Genomic DNA, 15,261 nt, shown 5'->3' with positions numbered 1-15,261 from the left:
AGCCGGGCCCGGGGCTGCGGCGAAACCGGCGCTAGCCCGAGCGCTCCCATCCCGTCGGGGTCGGCCGGATCGCGCCGGCCTCGGCGAACGCGTCCAACCAGCCCTGCATCGGCCAGAAACCCCACCGGGCGGCGAAGAGACGCCCGTTGCGCAGGATGTCGTCCAGGTGCTGCCACGGCGGCGACGAGGTCGGGTGGTACTGGTGGTAGGCGTGCGCGCCGCCGACCCAGACCAGCGGGATGCCGGCCGTGCGGGCCGTCCAGGCCAGGTCGGTGTCCTCGCCGCCGTAACCCTCGTACGCCTCGTCGAAGCCGCCCAGCCGGGTCCACGTCGGCGCCGTCACCGCGAACGAGAGCGACCAGAACAGCCGGTAGTCGTCGGGGCCGGCGACGACGTTCTCGCCGTCGGGCGGGGACGGGCGGGCCGCGTGCGGCGCGGTCAGGGACGGCAGCGCATTGGGCTCCACGGGCCGCAGCCCTTCCGGCAGATATGTGACCGGGCCGCACAACACGGCGTCCGGGTGGGCGGCCGCGGCGGACTGGTACCGCGCGAGCAGCGACGGGCCGGGCAGGCAGTCGGCGTCCAGGAAGACGAGCAGGTCGTCGGCGTGGACGGCACCCCGGTTGCGGCCGGCGGCCAGCCGCATGCCGTGCGGGCCGGGCGGGACGTGCACGACCGAAGCGCCGGGGAACGGCGGCGGCGGGTCGGGGTCCAGCCAGACGACGACGCGGCGTACAGGCTGGGTCGCCAGGAACTGCTGCTGACGCCGTACGTGGTCCAGGCGCGCGGCTGAGCAGAGCGTGATGACGGTGGTCATGCGCCCACCTGCGCGATCGTGTCGGCGGCCCGCTTCGCCGCGCCGGTGACTCCCCACTGTGACCAGTCGGGCCGCAGGGAACGGGCCCGCTCGAGCAGCGCCGGCCACTCGTGGGCCGCGGGCCATGCGGGACGGACGACGGCGAGACGGCGGTCGGTCAGGACGCGACCGGTGGCCACCTGCTCGTCGAACGGGCGCGGCTGGGGGACGATGACCGCCCGGGCGCCGGCGGCCGCCAGGTCGGCGACGCTGTTCTGACCGGCGGCGGCGACCACCACCTCGGCCCGCTGCAACGCCTCCCACGGGTCCTCGATCCAGGTCGACGCCGTGCCACCCGCGAGCTGCCATTGCGTTTCCGGTGTGGCCGCGGCGGCGGAGGCCAGGTCGCTTCCGGCCACGCCGCCGCCCAGCACGAGCACGCGGCCGGGGTCCGGTTCGACGTCCCGCTCCCGGCCGTCGAAGCGCGAGATGCCCCCGACCTCGACCAGCGTGGGCGCAACGGATGAAGCGTGCACACCCACGGGCCATGGGGCCAGCACCCGGGTCGCCGACGCGTAGGCGAGCCGGTGCGGGGTGTCGCTACGGTCGCCGGGCTGGGTGACGACGACGGTGGGGACGCCCAGGAGGCGTACGAGAAGCGCGACTTCGACCGACACGTCGACCACGAACCGGTCGAAGCGGCGGTCGGCGATCGCGCCGGTGATGGCCGCGAACCGGCGTGCGTGACCGGCGTGCCCGAGCGGCGCCCAGTGCAGCAATCCGCCTACGGTCGGGTCGGCTCCGGCCGTGTCGCCGTCGTCGTCACGGTCGAGGTGCACCCATGTCGTCGCGGCCGGCAGGCTTTCCGGTTGCGGCAGCGAGCTGAAGACGACAACGTCGCCGGGCAGATGGGGGCGTACGGCCCGGAAACGGGTCAGGTGCCCGGCGCCGTGGTGGTGGATGTACCAGCCGGTCAGACCCATGCGTCGGCTCCCGCCATGTCGAAGATGTGCTCCAGTTCGATGGCCCGGTGTTCGAGCGAGAAGCGGGCCAGCGCGTCGGCCCGCGTCTGCCGGCGGTCGCGGCGACGACCACGAGCCAGCCGCTCGGCCGCGTCGGCCAGGGCCTCGGCGTCGCCCATGGGCACGAGCCGGACCGCCGGCGCGGATCCCGCGACCTCGCCGATGCCGCCGGTGTCGAACGCGGCGACGGGGGTGCCCGTGGCCAGCGCCTCCGCGACGACGAGGCCGAACGGCTCCGGCCAGAGCGGGGTGACCAGGGCACAGGCGCTGCGGCCGACCAGATCGGCCAGCGCGGGCTGACCCAGCGGGCCGAGGTAGTCGACGCCGTCGCCGAGGAACGGGCGGATGTGTTCCTGGAAGTAGTCGACGTCGCCGACGCGGCCCGCGATGCGCAGCGTGCGGCCGGTGAGGCGGGCCGCCTGCACTGCCACATGGACACCCTTCTCCGGCACGATCCGCCCGAACCAGACCAGGTCGCGGCCGCCCGGCCCGAGGCGCCAGCGGCCGGGGTCGATGGCGTTCGGCAGCACGGCGGCCTCCACCCCGTGCTCGCGCCATTCGGCCGCGGTGTGGGCGCTGACGGCGAGCAGGCGTCCGCGGTGTTCCCCGGCGCGGGCCGGCGCGACGAGCCGGGGCAGCGGCGGCGTGTGCAGCGTGGTCACCATGGGCACGCCGAGCCGGCCGGCCCGGGCCAGTGGCTGCGGGTGCAGGCTGTGGTTGTCGACCAGGTCGATCACGTCCGCGTGACGGCCGATGTGGTCGAGGGCGGCCTCCAGCGCCGGGATGGCCCGTTCGAGGTGCCCGGGCGGGAACGTGGAGTCGGTGGCCTCGCGCTCGTCGGGCCAGACAACGGCCGGCAGCCGGAACTCGGGCGGGCTGTCCTCGAGGAACTGCGAGCCCTCGACCGCGCACAGCAGCACGCGGTGGCCGCGGGCGCGCAACATCCGGACGCGGTCCCACACCATGGCCTCGAGCCCGCCCGCGTGCGGTTCCCGGATCGGGTGCCGCAGCGGCGCGATGACGACGATGGTCCGTTTGCGGCGGCTCATGCGGCTTTCTCCGTACGGCTGAGGACCCGCTCATAGAGGGCGGTGTGGGCGGCGGTGATCGCGGCGGCATCGGCCATGCGACGGCGGCGCCGGTCGGCCGTCCGCTGCGCACGAGCGGCCGAACCGGGGCGGGGCGCGGCGAGCAGGAGTTTCCGTACGGCGTGAGCGAGCGCCCCGCCGTCGCCCATGTCGAAGACGGCGAAGTCCTCCGGATGCTGCTCGCCGGCATACCCGACGGGCGGGCCGGCGACGGGGACGCCGAGGTCCCAGCAGAGCTCGGCCCAGCCGGAGTGGGTGCCGGCGCGGTAGGGCAGCACGGCCACGTCGAGGTCGGCGATCGACCGGGCCAGGGCGTCGTCGTCCAGCCGTTCGCCGCGGCGCAACTCGGCCGCCCGGTGCCCGGTGACCAGGGCGGCCACCCGGTCGCGGGCGGCCTCGTCGCGGACCCGTTCGTTGACATGGACGCGGGCGGACGCGGCGACGCCCTGCGCGCACAGGCGGTCGACGGCGTCGAGCAGGGTCGCGACGGCCCGTACGGCGTCGGTGCCGGGCCGGATGTCCCGCAGGTGCACGCCGATCACGTACGTGTCCGATCCGGTCCCCACCGGCGCCGGCGCGTCGAACGGCAGCAGATGCGGGTGGGCGATGACCTCGGCCGTACGTCCCCAGCGCCGCCGGATCTCGGCCGCCGCGCCCGCGGTCAGGGTCACCAGCTCGTCGGCCGCCCGGACCAGCACGTCGAGCTGCTCGAGGTGCAGTGTCTGGTCGGTCAGCTGCGGGTTCTCCAGATCGTGCAGGGTGTAGACGAGCGGACGGCCGGCGGTTCGCAACGCGCGGACGAGGGAACGCAGGTGCCAGGCCGGGTACGACTCGGTGCCGAAGTGCACGTGCATGACGTCGAAACGGTCCGCGTTGGCGGCGACCCAGCCCGCGTCGCACATGACCGGCGGCCACCAGCGTCCGTCCGGGGCGCCGGGCGGCAGCGGATCGGGCAGCACGCGGACGCCGCTGCCGGCCAGCACCTGGCGCACGTAGGGATGGCCGGCCGGGATCGAAGCCACCCGGACGGCGGGGACGACTGGTGCGGTGAGCGTCATGTGGCGTCCTCGAGGATCGGTCCGAGCGGTGGTCGGTGATAGTTGTTCCCCGACAACTACCCAAGATCACCTGAGACTTTTCCGACACCATCAGATGCCCTCGTACGGGGTATGGACCGGCCGTGGCAACAGCACAACCCGACCCGCGTACGAGGCATTACGGGGTCTTCTACGGTCTCGACGAGCCGGACGACGGCGGTCCTCTCGTGCTCGTCGTCGGCAACTGTCAGGCCGAGTCGCTGCGCCTGATGCTCGACGGCGGCGGGGTGAGCACCGTACGGATACCGCCCGTCCACGAACTCGTCGAGGCCGACCTGCCCCACCTCGCCCGCTGGCTGGCCCGCACCACGCTGCTCGTCACGCAGCCGATCCGCGACAACTACCGGGGCCTTCCGCTCGGCTCGGCCCAGCTGCGGGAACCGCTCGGCCGGGGCGCCCGGACCCTGCGCGTGCCGGTGATCCGCTTCGCCGGGCTTTATCCGGCCCACGCCATTGTCCGGCCACCCTCCGACCCGGGCCTCGTGCCGCCCGTCGTCGCCTATCACGACCTGCGCACCCTCGCCGATGCGGCCGGTCTGCGCCTGCGCCCGCGGCTCGACCCTTCCGCCGTACGGGAAATCGCCGTGCACTCTCTCGACCAGCTGCGGGCCCGGGAAACCGCGCACGACACGGTGGTGGTCTCCGACCTGTTCGCGGCGCCGTCGTTCGAGCAGATGCGCACCCTCAACCACCCCGGCAACCCGGTGTGGGCCGCCCTCGCCGCCCGCGTCCGGGCCGCTCTCGGACTGTCCGAGCACACGGTCGATCCCGGCCGGCCCCTGCTCGACTCCGTCCACGCGCCGCGCGAGGCCGCCGTCCTGGAAGCCTGGGGTCTCGACGAACCGGAACGCCCGCACTGGGTCGTCGACGGCCGCGTCGTCGAGACCGAGGCGGTCCGGGAAGCCCACCGGCACTTCTACGAGCGGCATCCGGACGCGGTGCGGGCCGGGCTGGACCGGCACGCCGACGCGCTGCGCCTGCTGGGGGCCGCATGAGCGCGCTGCCGGCCCTGGCCATCACGGCCGACGAGCGCCACGGGGTCACCATCGCCGCCCGGGAGCTCGCCTCGGCCGTGGAGAGCGCCACCGGCGCGCGGCTCGGGGAACCGGCCCGCACGCTGCTCGGAGACGCCCCTCCGCCGCGCGCCCACCTCCACTTCACCGACCGGCTCTGGGGCTCGTCACCGGAGGACGCGGCCACGCTCGTGGAACGGATCGCCGCCCGGACGGCGTTCACCGTCACCCTCCACGACGTCCCGCAAGCCTCCGACGGCCCGCGCAACCAGCCGCGCCGCGCCGACTGCTACGCACGGATCGCCGCCGTCGCCCGGGGCGTGGTCGTCAACAGCCGGCACGAGGCGGCGCACCTGGCCGAGGCCGGCATCGTGCCCCGGGTGCTCGGTGTCATGCCCCTGCCGGTCACACCCGTTCCGATGACGCCGGTTCCCGCGGCCGGGCCGGGTGACGTCGCGGTGCTCGGCTTCTTCTACCCGGGCAAAGGACACGCGGAGGTCGTGGACGCGCTCACCCCCGGGGCGCGCATGACCGTGCTCGGTGGGCCGTCGGCCGGTCACGAGGCCGACCTGCGCGCGTTCACCGAGCAGGCCGCGCACCGGGGAGTCACCGTCGACGTGACCGGGTTCGTGCCCGGGGAAGAGCTGATCGCGCGGTGCCGGGCGGTCACCGTGCCGGTCGTGGCGCACCGGCACTTCTCGGCCTCCGGTTCGCTCGCCACCTGGATCGCCGCCGGCCGCCGCCCCGTTGTCGTCGAGGGTCGCTACACCCGCGAGATGGCCGAACTCCGACCCGGCACCGTACGCCTCGTCGCCGCCGACCGGCTCGCCGAGGCGCTCGCGGAAGCACTCGCCGACCCGGCGTCGACCTGGCTGGCACCCGACGCGGTGACCCGCCCGCACCTCGACGACACCGCCGCCGCCTACCTCCACTGGTGGAAAGAGGAGATCGCATGGTGAACGGACGTTCCGTGCCCGGCAACCGATGGGACCTGCTCGACGGGACCGAACCCGAGCCGCCGCCCACGGTCTCGGTCGTCGTCGTGCACTACGAGCAGCAGGCCGAGCTCGACCGGACGCTCGCCGCGCTGCGCCGCCAGACCCACCCCGCCGGCCGTACGGAAGTGATCGTGGTCGACGACGGATCCGCCGAGCCGCCCCGGGTCCCCGACGGCGTCCGACTGCTGCGCCAGGCCGACGAGGGGTTCCGCGCGGCGGCCGCCCGCAACCGCGGCGCGGCGGCCGCCACTTCCGACGTGCTCTGCTTCCTCGACGCCGACACGGTGCCCGAGCCCGACTACCTCACGCGTATGTCCCGGCTGCCCGCGCTCGCCCCCGAGGCGGTCGTCGTGGGCCGGCGCCGGCACGCCGACCTCGCCGCCCTGCCCGTCGACGCTCCCGTCGAAAAGGCCGGCCCCGAAGCCGAACTCCCCGAGCCCCAGTGGCTGCGCGACGGCTACCGGCTCTCGCGCAACCTGCTCGACGCCGACGACCGCTCCTACCGGTACGTGATCAGCGCCGCGCTCGCCTGCTCCCGCTGGTTCTTCGAGCGGGTCGGCGGATTCGACGAGCAGTTCCGCACGTACGGGGGTGAGGACTGGGAGTGGGCCTACCGCGCCTGGCTCGGCGGGGCGGTCCTGGCCCACGAGCCCGAAGCGGTGGCCTGGCACGACGGGCCGGACTGGGCCGGGCGCGACCTCGAGGACCCGGCCCGCCGAGCCCGCAAGGACAACGAGACGCTGCTGCTCACCGACCGCATCCCGGTCGCCGGTTCCCGCGGGCACGGCCTGCGCAGCGCCGGCACCGACGTCCTGATCCGCCTCGGGTCGGCCCCGTCACCCGCAGCCGCCTTCGTGTGCGTCGACTCTCTGCTGGCCGCGCTGCCGGAAGCCGTGGTCCGCGTACCGGCCGAGTTCGGCGCCCTGTTCGCCGCCGACCAGCGGGTGACCACGAGCGGCCCCGAACCTCTCGCCCGCGTCATCATCGACGTGCCCGAGGCGGTACGCGCCGACCGTACGGCCAAGGAACTGAAAGAGGCCGTGGCAACGGTCGGCGTCGGAACCCTCGGAACCGTCGAGCTCGGCCCGCTCCGCATCGACTCGTCGCGGGCCCTCGCCCGTCGCACCACGTGGGGCCGGGACTTCTTCGAAACCAACGTCCACACCGACGTGGACCTGGTGCCCCTCGACGCCGACCCCGGCTTGGCCGGCTACCTCGGAGGCTGGTCCTGAGACGCTGTCCGAACTGGACAGACTTCGATTGAGGCGGGCCCCGCGCTCGACTTCGCTGGTGGTGAGTTCGTGTGGTGCGGTTACGCGTTGGCCCGGTGGAGGCGTTCGGCGGCCTGCGCCCGCAACGCGTTGCCGCCCGTTGGAGGGCCGCCGCACAGGGCCAGTTCCCGGGCGTTGTAGGCGGCCATCCACAGGCCGGCCGCCCATGCGATCTCCAGTTCCGGCGCTGTGAACGAGCGACCTCGAGTGTGTTGATAGGCCACCAGGAACGCCTCGGAGCTTCTGATCGGCGCGAGCGTGGGCGGACCGGCGCTGGCGAACGACCCGCTTGCCGCTCCCGCCAGTGCCGCCTCCGGCTGCCAGGCCAAGCTGTCCCAGTCGTGCACCGCCCACACCTGCCGGCCCTGCCACCGCAGGTTCTGTGCCTCGAAGTCGGCGTGGCCGAGCACGCAGGGCAGGCCGGCCGCCAGCAGCCGTCGCCGGGTCCGCTCGGCCGTCTCGACGATGTGTTGGGGCACGAGACGCTGGTCTCGGCGGTCGAGGAAGTCGATCGTCGGCCACACCCCGGGATCGGCGTGGTCCCAGCGCACCCAAGGAGGATTCGGCAGCGGCGGCGCGAGACTCATGCCGGCGAGCTCGGCCATCAACCGGGCGAACACCTGCGCGCAGCGCACGGCTACGTCCGGCGAGTCTCCGTGCAACACCTCGCCGCCGGGCCGGAACTCCTCGGCGTGCACGGCCAGGGCACCGACACGGACCGCCGCCGTGAGCGGCCGGGCACACGCGAACCCGCGCTCGGCCAGCCGGGTCTGCGCCGCGACACACGACCCGGCCCGGCCGTCGTCGGCGCGCGCCTTGACCACGACCTCCCGCCCGCCGGCCAACCGCAGACCGAACACCACCGAGACCTGGTGCGACCGGAACAGCACGTCGTCAGGCTCGTCGCCCAGATGGTCCCGACACCAAGCTGGTAACCAGCCCGGTAGTTCGTCCAACGCCACATTCACGACTGTGTCACAGGCTCACGGACCCATCGGCGCACCGGGAACGGCTCTTCTAGAAACGGTCCCGACCGGGCACGGCTGGTCTTCCGCTCAGGAACAGGCCCAGCAGGGCGCCGGCCGCGCAGAGGGCCGCCGTGATCAGGAAGATCTCGCGGTATTCGGTCTGCAGGGCGGCCTTCAGCGCCACCTCGTAGGCGGCCAGCTGGGTCTTGTACTCGGCCGGCTCCACGCCGAACGGCAAGGGCGTGTTGAGGTTTGCCGTCAGTTCCCGGAAACGGTGCAGGCCCCACGCGGTGAGGGCGGCCACGCCGATCAGCATGCCGACCATGCGGGACACGACCGCGGCGGCCGAGGCCACGCCGTGGCGGTCCGGGGGAGTCACCCGCAGCACGGCGGCGGAGAGTGGGGCGATGACCAGGCCCAGGCCCAGGCCGGCGATGGCCAGGTCGCTGTCCAGGCGGGGGAGGACGCCCAAGTGGCGGGCCGCGAGCACGTCGACCGGCCAGTACGCGATGAGGGCGTATCCGCAAGCGGCCGTCAGCAGGCCGATCAGGGTGACCACCCGCTCGCCCAGGCGGCTGAGAATCAGGCCGCCCAGCACGGCGCCGACCGGCAGGGCGATCAGGAAACGGGACAGCAGCAGGGTGCCGCCGAACGCGTCCTTGCCCAGCAGCGTCTGGGCGACCAGCTGGACGTCGACCAGGGTGACCATCAGGGCCGCGCCGGTGCAGAAGCTTGCGCCCAGGGCGGCCAGGAACGGTTTCATGCGTACGCCGGTGGGGTCGAACAACCTGGTCGTGGCTCGGCGCTCCCACAAGGCGAAGAGCACCAGCGCCACGACGGCCGCGCCCAGGGTGGCCGGGCCCCACGAGGGCAGCACCGCGCGTTCGGGATCGGGGTTGTAGAGGCCGACCACCAGCAGGGCCAGGGCGGCGGCGAGCAGGATGCCGCCGACGACGTCGATGCGGGGGCGCCGCTCGGTCTTTTCATCCCCGGGCAGCGCGAACAGGACGGCGACCGCGGCCAGGGCGGCCAGCGGGATGTTGATCCAGAAGATGCCACGCCAGCCGATCAGGGCCGCGACCGCGCCGCCGTAGAGCGGGCCCAGGACGCTGCCGAGTTCCTGTGCGGCACCGACCGCGCCCAGGGCGACCGCGCGGCGATGCTGTTCGGTCCACAGATCGCCGGCCAGGGCCATCGTCACCGGGAGCAGCGCGCCGCCGGCCAGGCCCTGCACGGCGCGGCCGGCCACCAGCCAGTGGATCGACTCGCCGGAGGCCGCGGTGATGGCCGAACCCGCGGCGAAACCGGCCAGGCAGGCCACGATGACCGCGCGGCGGCCCAGACGGTCGGAGAGCGAGCCGAGCAGCGGCATGCCGGCCACATAGCCGAGCAGGAAGCCGGTCACGATCGGGGTGGCGCGTTCGAGCCGGTTGAGCGGGATGTGCACGTCGCGCAGGATGTCGGTCAGAACGGTCACCACGACGTACGCGTCGAGGGCCGCCAGCAGGACGGTGGCGCCGCCGACGCTGATCGCCAGGCGCCGGCGCGCCAGGACGGGAGCGCTAGGGGGCACTGATCGTCACCGGCGCGTCGAACCCCTGGAACGTCACCGTCACCGTGCCGCCGGGCAGCGTGAAGGTCGATTTGAGCAGGCGCTTGTCGGCGTCGGCGATCCACAGCTTGGCCGGGATGCTGCCGGTCACGCCGGGGACCAGCCCGGCCAGGTCGGTGCCGGTCGAGGTGGCCGCGACGCGCCAGGCGTCCTTGCCGTCGACCTGTTCCTTGGCCTCGGTGGTCGCGCCGGTCGCCGAGCCGAGCACCTTGGCGATGCCGCGGTCGGGGTCGAGGATGGCCGACGGGTCATAGACGGAAGCCGCCAGCGTGAGCGGCAACGCCTGGAATCCGCCGGTCGGGCCCTTCAGGTGGATCTGGTCGCCGACGATCACGAACTCCAGCTCGACCGGTGAGCCGGCCTGCTCGATCTGCGCGGTGCCCTTGGCGCTGCCCTCCTTGGTCAGCGTGCCCTCGGCGCGGCGCAGGCTGAGCCCGGCGATCTCGCCGTCGGCGTTGATCAGGAACTGCGTGGTCTTGATCTCGCGCATCGCCGTGGCGGATTCTTTGACCAACGTGTCGCCGGCCGGCAGGGTCGCCGTCGGGGTCGTGTCTTCGCTGCTCTTGGCCTTGTCCTGGGTGCAGGCGGCCAGCGCGAGCAGAGCGGTGGACAGCGCGAGGACGGCGCGGAGTCGGGGCATACCGCGAATGCTAAACCGGCGCGCAAGCCCACCCGGCGCGGCGTACGGAGAAAAGCGATGGCCCGCCCCGAGCGCGCGACCCTAAAGTGTCGAACCGACTGCGGGATGCGGGTGGAGGTCACCTCGCTGACCGTGGACCGGGTGCGCCCGCGCCTGGATGATCTGGAACGGCGCGGCCGCGTACGAGTGGGGGCTGGTGCGCGGCCGGGCGGGAACGCTGTTCGACCGCCTTCGCCAACGCGGCCAACTTCGCCGTCGGCAACCGGTTCTTCCTGGCCATGATGCTGCGCGCGGGGCTGGCCGGCGCGGTCGGTGACCTCGACTCCCGGCTGATCTACGACGCGCCGCACAACCTGATGTGGCCCGGCGCCGACGGTACGGTGGTGCACCGCAAGGGCGCCACCCCGGCCGGTGACGGCGAGCCGGTCATCGTTCCCGGCTCGATGGGAGCACCCAGCTATCTGCTGAAGGGCTGGGCAGCGACCGCGCGCTGGGCAGCGCCTGCCACGGTGCGGGTCGCAGCATTCCCCGGGGTGCCGCGTCCCGGGGCAGCGAGGCCGAGCTGGACGCTTTCCTGCGGGAGTTCCGGGTCGTGACGCCGCTCAACCCGCGCGACCCGGCGGTGGCGGGGCGGCGTGAGGTCATCGAGGCCTGGCGCCGCGACCTCAAGCAGGAAGCGCCCTGGGCGTACAAGGACGTCTTCCCGGTGGTCGAGAGCCTTCGCAGCGCCGAGGTCGCCCAGCCGGTCGCCGAGCTACGTCCGGTTCTGACTGTAAATGGCCGAGGTGCTCGGACAGCGCCGCCAGGTGGGTGACGCGACCGAGGACTGGCATGCCGGGAGCCGTCGCCTCAAGAAGTAGTATCCCCGGAAATTGTTCGGCAAATCGGCCTGTCTCCCTGTGTGCATTTCGAGACAGGCCGATCGGGCCATGCCTCGGCGTCGATTCGCGGGTTACATTTCCGAACGCAAGGAGAGTCGCAAAGGTCTATCGATCAATTGACTCGGGGGAGCCATGCGAATCAATCTTCGAAGGGGAGCCGCCGGCGTCGTCGGCGTGGCCACGACTGTGGCCCTGCTCCTCGCCCAGCCATCGCCGGCGAGCGCCACGTCGCCCGACGAGGTGTTCGCCAAGCTGCTGGTCAAGCAGGTGACCGGGGCCCACGCCAAGGAACATCTGAACGCCCTGCAGGCGATCGCCACCGCCAACGGCGGAAACCGCGCGGCCGGGACGCCCGGCTATCAGAAGTCGCGGGATTACGTCGCCAACAAGCTGCGCAAAGCCGGTTACAAGGTCACGCTCGACCCGATCAACTTCGTGCAGAGCTGGACCGAGAACAGCCCGCCGACACTGACCCGGACCGCGCCCGACAGCAAGGTCTATGTGCCGAACGAAGATTTCAACACCTTCGCGCCGTCGCCTCCCGGTGACGTGACCGCGCAGGTGCAGGGGGTCGATCTCACGTTGCCGCCGACCCCCACGCCGACCTCGACCAGCGGATGTGAAACCGCCGATTTCAACGGTTTCGTCGCGGGCCGGATCGCGCTCATTCAACGTGGCACGTGCGCTTTTGCCACCAAGGTGCGTAACGCGGGATTCGCCGGTGCCGCCGGAATCATCATATTCAACGAAGGCCAGCCGGGACGCACCGACGCCTTCCCGCTCGACATCGGAGAATGGCGGGCGGCAATCCCGATGGTCTTCGCCGACTTCGCCGTCGGCAACGAGCTCGCCGCCATTCCGGGCGCCACCGTCCGGCTGAAGGTCGACTCCACGCTGACGCTGGGCACGAGCCACAACGTGATCGCCGAGACGCGGCTGGGCAACCCGAAGAACGTCGTGATGGTCGGCGCCCATCTCGACAGCGTGACGGCCGGGCCGGGCATCAACGACAACGGTTCGGGCACCGCCGCGATCCTCGAGACCGCCCTGCAGATGAAGCATTTCCCCGTACGCAACAAGGTCCGTTTCGCGTTCTGGGCCGCCGAGGAGATCGGGCTGCTCGGTTCCGACCAGTACGTCGAGGGTCTGTCGGCCGCCGAGCGGGACCGGATCCGGCTGTACCTCAACTTCGACATGGTCGCCTCGCCCAACTACGCCTACAAGCTCTACGACGGCGACAACTCCGACGGCGAGGGCTCCCCGGCCGGGCCGCCCGGCTCCGCGCAGATCGAGCGGCAGCTGGCGAACTTCTTCGACCGCCGCGGCCTCGGGCACGTCGGCACCGACTTCGACGGCCGTTCCGACTACGGTCCGTTCATCGCGGTCGGGATCCCCGCCGGCGGCATCTTCACCGGCGCCGAGGGCATCAAGACACCCGCGGAGCAGGCCCTGTTCGGCGGGACCGCGGGCGTCGCCTACGACATCTGCTACCACCAGGCCTGCGACACCATCACCAACATCAACATGACCGCACTCGACGTGAACGCCGACGCCATCGCCGACTCGGTGGCGCGGTTCGCGTTCAATACCAGCGCCATCCCCTGATCCTCAAAAAAGGGCCGGGGCCGAGGAGAGCGCCAACGCTGATTACCAAGTCCCCCGCATACGCGGAGGCTCCCGATTCGAACGGAACAGAAGGAAGCGTCGGCATGGCCTCGGCCCCGGCGGCTCAGGCCGGGATCAGCTCGTGGAGCCGGTCCAGGGTGTAGATCTCCGATCCTTCCGGCAGCTGCTCGGGGGCGTCGATCCCGATGAAGGTGACCGGCTCCTCCGGCGGCTGACCGTCCCAGACCGATACCTCGGTGTCCGCCCGCCACCGGTCGACCAGATAGGAGACGGTGAGATAACGCCGCTCCATCAGGGCCCGCACGCGGTCGGACGTGGAGAACGTGCTCTCCTCGACCCGGTTGAACATCGGCCGGCCCGGCAGGTAGAGGTGCAGCCACACCGCCTGCCAGCCCCGCTCGCCCGGGACGAACACCATCGGCAGGGCGACCCGACCGGCGCCCCGCAGCGACGAGCGGGCCCGGACCGTACGGGCGTCGAACGGCGCGCCGCGCTGGTCCGCATCCCGCGTCTGGTAGCCGAACATCGACTCGGCGACCTCGTCGAACGACTCACCGGAGTAGATGTGGACCTGCGGCACCACGTACGTTCCGCGCAGCGTGAGGGGCACGTCGACGAACTCGGTCGCCCCCTCGGCCGCGTCGGTGATGTCACCCGAGTGCACCACGCCGTCGTGGCGGTAGTTCGTCCACGAGACCTGGCCCGCATTCCGGAAGTTGTCGTCGAGCAGCAGTACCGACAGGTCGTAGTCGGTGCGGCGGCCCGCCTGACGCCAGTACGTGAAGAACCGCAGCAGCTCACCGGTCACCGTCGCGCGCGAGCCGCGAGGCAGCACCGCGAAACCGCCCTCGGCCGCCTTGCCGGACAGCGGCAGCGCGACGTCGAGCACGGCCGGGTCGACGACCAGCGGCCGCTCCCACCGGGGCAGCCGCGCGCCGATCTCGGCGTCGAGCCGCTCCGACAACTTGGCGACCAGCTCGGCCGGCAACGGTGGCCGCCGGTCCGGTCCGACGTACGCGCGTCGCGAACGGCTCGCGTACATGCGGGCCGACACGGGCGTCAGCCGGTTGCCGACGTGTTCGCGCAACGAGCACAGCACCCGTCCCGACGCCGTTCCGAGCGCACCCGTGACCAGATCGACCACATCGGAGCGCTCCGGCCCGGTCGCCCGGCGCAGCAACCGATCCGCCGAGCGCAGCAGCAGGCCCGGCGCCGCCGACAGCACCTTCGCCGCCCCCCGGATGTCACCGGAAGCGATCGCCGCCTCGGCCCGCCCGGCGAGACTGCGCACCCGGAGCTCGCCGCGTGCGGTCGCGAAGACCTTTCCCGCGTACGGCCACTGACCGTACTCATGCGGGTGCAGCCGCTCGCCGAGCCGCTTCCACCGTTCCGCATGCGGGCCGATGTCGCCGAGCTTGGCCTCGTTGGCCCGCACGACCTCGTCGAGCGCGGCCAGCAGGACCCGTCGTTCGGGCCGCCGGAAGGCGCGGAACCGCGTGGGCGTACGCAGCGTCGCGTCACCGCCGGACACCTGACAGGCCAGGCGCAGCACGTCGGTGGTGGTGTCGACCGCGACCAGCGGCCGGCCCAGGACCACCCGCACTCCGTTGAGAACGGCCCGGTTCTCCCGTACGGGAATCTCGTCTGGCTGTTCTCCGTCGGCGCACGCCACCGCGAGCTCACCGAGAAGGCTCAGATCGGCCTCGCCGTGCGGCGTCGTGCTGCCGGCCAGAGCCAGGTAGAGCCGCGACGCCTCGGCCTCGGCCGCCCCGCCCAGGTGCAGCACGGTCAGGCGGTCACCGGCCGACGCCACCAGCTCGTCGTGCGCGGCCAGCAGATCGGCGTACGTGTGCTGGTAGGTGCCGTAGCCCGGCAGGTCGAGCAGGTTCACCGCGGCCGGAACGACCGTCTCGCCACCGCCGGTCAGCACGGCCGCACGCAGACACTCGGCCCAGAACTCGACCGTGTCGGGCACGTCGTGCGGGAAGCCGAGGAAGTAGGCGTTGTGCCGCACGTGGTCGCCGACCAGCTCGCGGACGGCGGAGACGACCGTGGCGGCCAGGTCCATGGCCGGGGCCGGGGCCAGCGCGCCGACATGTTCCAGCAGGGCCCGCGACGCCGAGAAACCGACGTCGAGCAGCACCGCGTCGAGCTGCCGGGCCACCGAGCCGCCGTCACCGGCCGGACCGTCGCTCGCGGGGACACGCAGCGTCTTCTGGATGATCTGCTTCTCGAGCATGCGGGCCTCC

Annotated in this window: 11 protein-coding genes and 3 pseudogenes; 6 read left to right on the top strand and 8 right to left on the bottom strand. The window is 72.6% G+C overall.

The features are described 5' to 3' along the window. Positions 1-31: 31 nt before the first annotated feature. From JIG36_RS33045 to JIG36_RS33030, 4 genes are read right to left on the bottom strand one after another with little or no spacing between them, the layout of a single operon-like run. Positions 32-817 carry a glycosyltransferase family 2 protein gene (locus JIG36_RS33045; RefSeq protein WP_203380333.1) on the bottom strand — a complete coding sequence of 262 codons (786 nt, stop codon included), beginning with the start codon at positions 815-817 and terminating at the stop codon, positions 32-34. Continuing rightward, positions 814-1,779 (bottom strand): glycosyltransferase, encoded by a 966-nt coding sequence (locus JIG36_RS33040; protein ID WP_203380332.1) that lies wholly within the window; start codon positions 1,777-1,779, stop codon positions 814-816. Before JIG36_RS33040 ends, JIG36_RS33045 begins: the two co-directional genes overlap by 4 nt. Beyond that, a complete protein-coding gene (locus tag JIG36_RS33035; protein WP_203380331.1) occupies positions 1,770-2,867 on the bottom strand; it encodes a glycosyltransferase in 1,098 nt (365 codons plus the stop codon). Before JIG36_RS33035 ends, JIG36_RS33040 begins: the two co-directional genes overlap by 10 nt. Further along, positions 2,864-3,964: a glycosyltransferase gene (locus tag JIG36_RS33030; RefSeq protein ID WP_203380330.1), complete on the bottom strand. Its 1,101-nt coding sequence runs from the start codon at positions 3,962-3,964 to the stop codon at positions 2,864-2,866. Before JIG36_RS33030 ends, JIG36_RS33035 begins: the two co-directional genes overlap by 4 nt. A 122-nt stretch (positions 3,965-4,086) precedes the next feature. Here JIG36_RS33030 and JIG36_RS33025 point away from each other — a divergent pair, with 122 nt between their 5' ends. From JIG36_RS33025 to JIG36_RS33015, 3 genes are read left to right on the top strand one after another with little or no spacing between them, the layout of a single operon-like run. Next, on the top strand, positions 4,087-4,998 hold the full coding sequence (locus JIG36_RS33025) for a WcbI family polysaccharide biosynthesis putative acetyltransferase (RefSeq protein ID WP_203380329.1): 912 nt from the start codon (positions 4,087-4,089) through the stop codon (positions 4,996-4,998). Then, complete coding sequence (locus tag JIG36_RS33020) at positions 4,995-5,975, top strand: glycosyltransferase family protein (protein ID WP_203380328.1); 981 nt, start codon at positions 4,995-4,997, stop codon at positions 5,973-5,975. Before JIG36_RS33025 ends, JIG36_RS33020 begins: the two co-directional genes overlap by 4 nt. Next, positions 5,969-7,246 (top strand): glycosyltransferase family 2 protein, encoded by a 1,278-nt coding sequence (locus JIG36_RS33015; RefSeq protein ID WP_236048650.1) that lies wholly within the window; start codon positions 5,969-5,971, stop codon positions 7,244-7,246. The genes JIG36_RS33020 and JIG36_RS33015 overlap by 7 nt, the downstream gene beginning before the upstream one ends. An 80-nt stretch (positions 7,247-7,326) precedes the next feature. Here JIG36_RS33015 and JIG36_RS33010 read toward each other — a convergent pair whose 3' ends face one another. The 3 genes from JIG36_RS33010 to JIG36_RS33000 form a co-directional block, all read right to left on the bottom strand. Next, positions 7,327-8,175: an aminoglycoside phosphotransferase/kinase family protein gene (locus JIG36_RS33010; RefSeq protein ID WP_307873010.1), complete on the bottom strand. Its 849-nt coding sequence runs from the start codon at positions 8,173-8,175 to the stop codon at positions 7,327-7,329. A 127-nt stretch (positions 8,176-8,302) separates the two neighbouring features. After that, on the bottom strand, positions 8,303-9,826 hold the full coding sequence (locus JIG36_RS33005) for an MFS transporter (protein ID WP_203380327.1): 1,524 nt from the start codon (positions 9,824-9,826) through the stop codon (positions 8,303-8,305). Then, positions 9,816-10,505: an LppX_LprAFG lipoprotein gene (locus JIG36_RS33000; RefSeq protein WP_203380326.1), complete on the bottom strand. Its 690-nt coding sequence runs from the start codon at positions 10,503-10,505 to the stop codon at positions 9,816-9,818. The genes JIG36_RS33005 and JIG36_RS33000 overlap by 11 nt, the downstream gene beginning before the upstream one ends. 278 nt (positions 10,506-10,783) lie before the next feature. Here JIG36_RS33000 and JIG36_RS54680 point away from each other — a divergent pair. The 3 pseudogenes from JIG36_RS54680 to JIG36_RS32980 all read left to right on the top strand — a co-directional run. Beyond that, a pseudogene (locus tag JIG36_RS54680) lies at positions 10,784-11,319 on the top strand (RtcB family protein). Between the two features lie 199 nt (positions 11,320-11,518). Next, positions 11,519-12,223: pseudogene (locus tag JIG36_RS53570) on the top strand (PA domain-containing protein); the annotation flags it as partial. Between the two features lie 69 nt (positions 12,224-12,292). Then, positions 12,293-12,967, top strand: a pseudogene (locus JIG36_RS32980) (M28 family metallopeptidase); the annotation flags it as partial. A 148-nt stretch (positions 12,968-13,115) separates the two neighbouring features. Here the strand turns inward: JIG36_RS32980 and JIG36_RS32975 are convergent. After that, positions 13,116-15,251, bottom strand: a complete 2,136-nt coding sequence (locus JIG36_RS32975; protein ID WP_203380325.1) for a TerD family protein — start codon at positions 15,249-15,251, stop codon at positions 13,116-13,118. Between the last annotated feature and the right edge of the window lie 10 nt (positions 15,252-15,261).

The organism is Paractinoplanes ovalisporus (assembly GCF_016834655.1).
Lineage (GTDB): Bacteria > Actinomycetota > Actinomycetes > Mycobacteriales > Micromonosporaceae > Actinoplanes > Actinoplanes ovalisporus.
The sequence above is the reverse complement of the archived record's forward strand: the minus strand, read 5'-3'. Positions and strand labels throughout refer to the sequence as shown.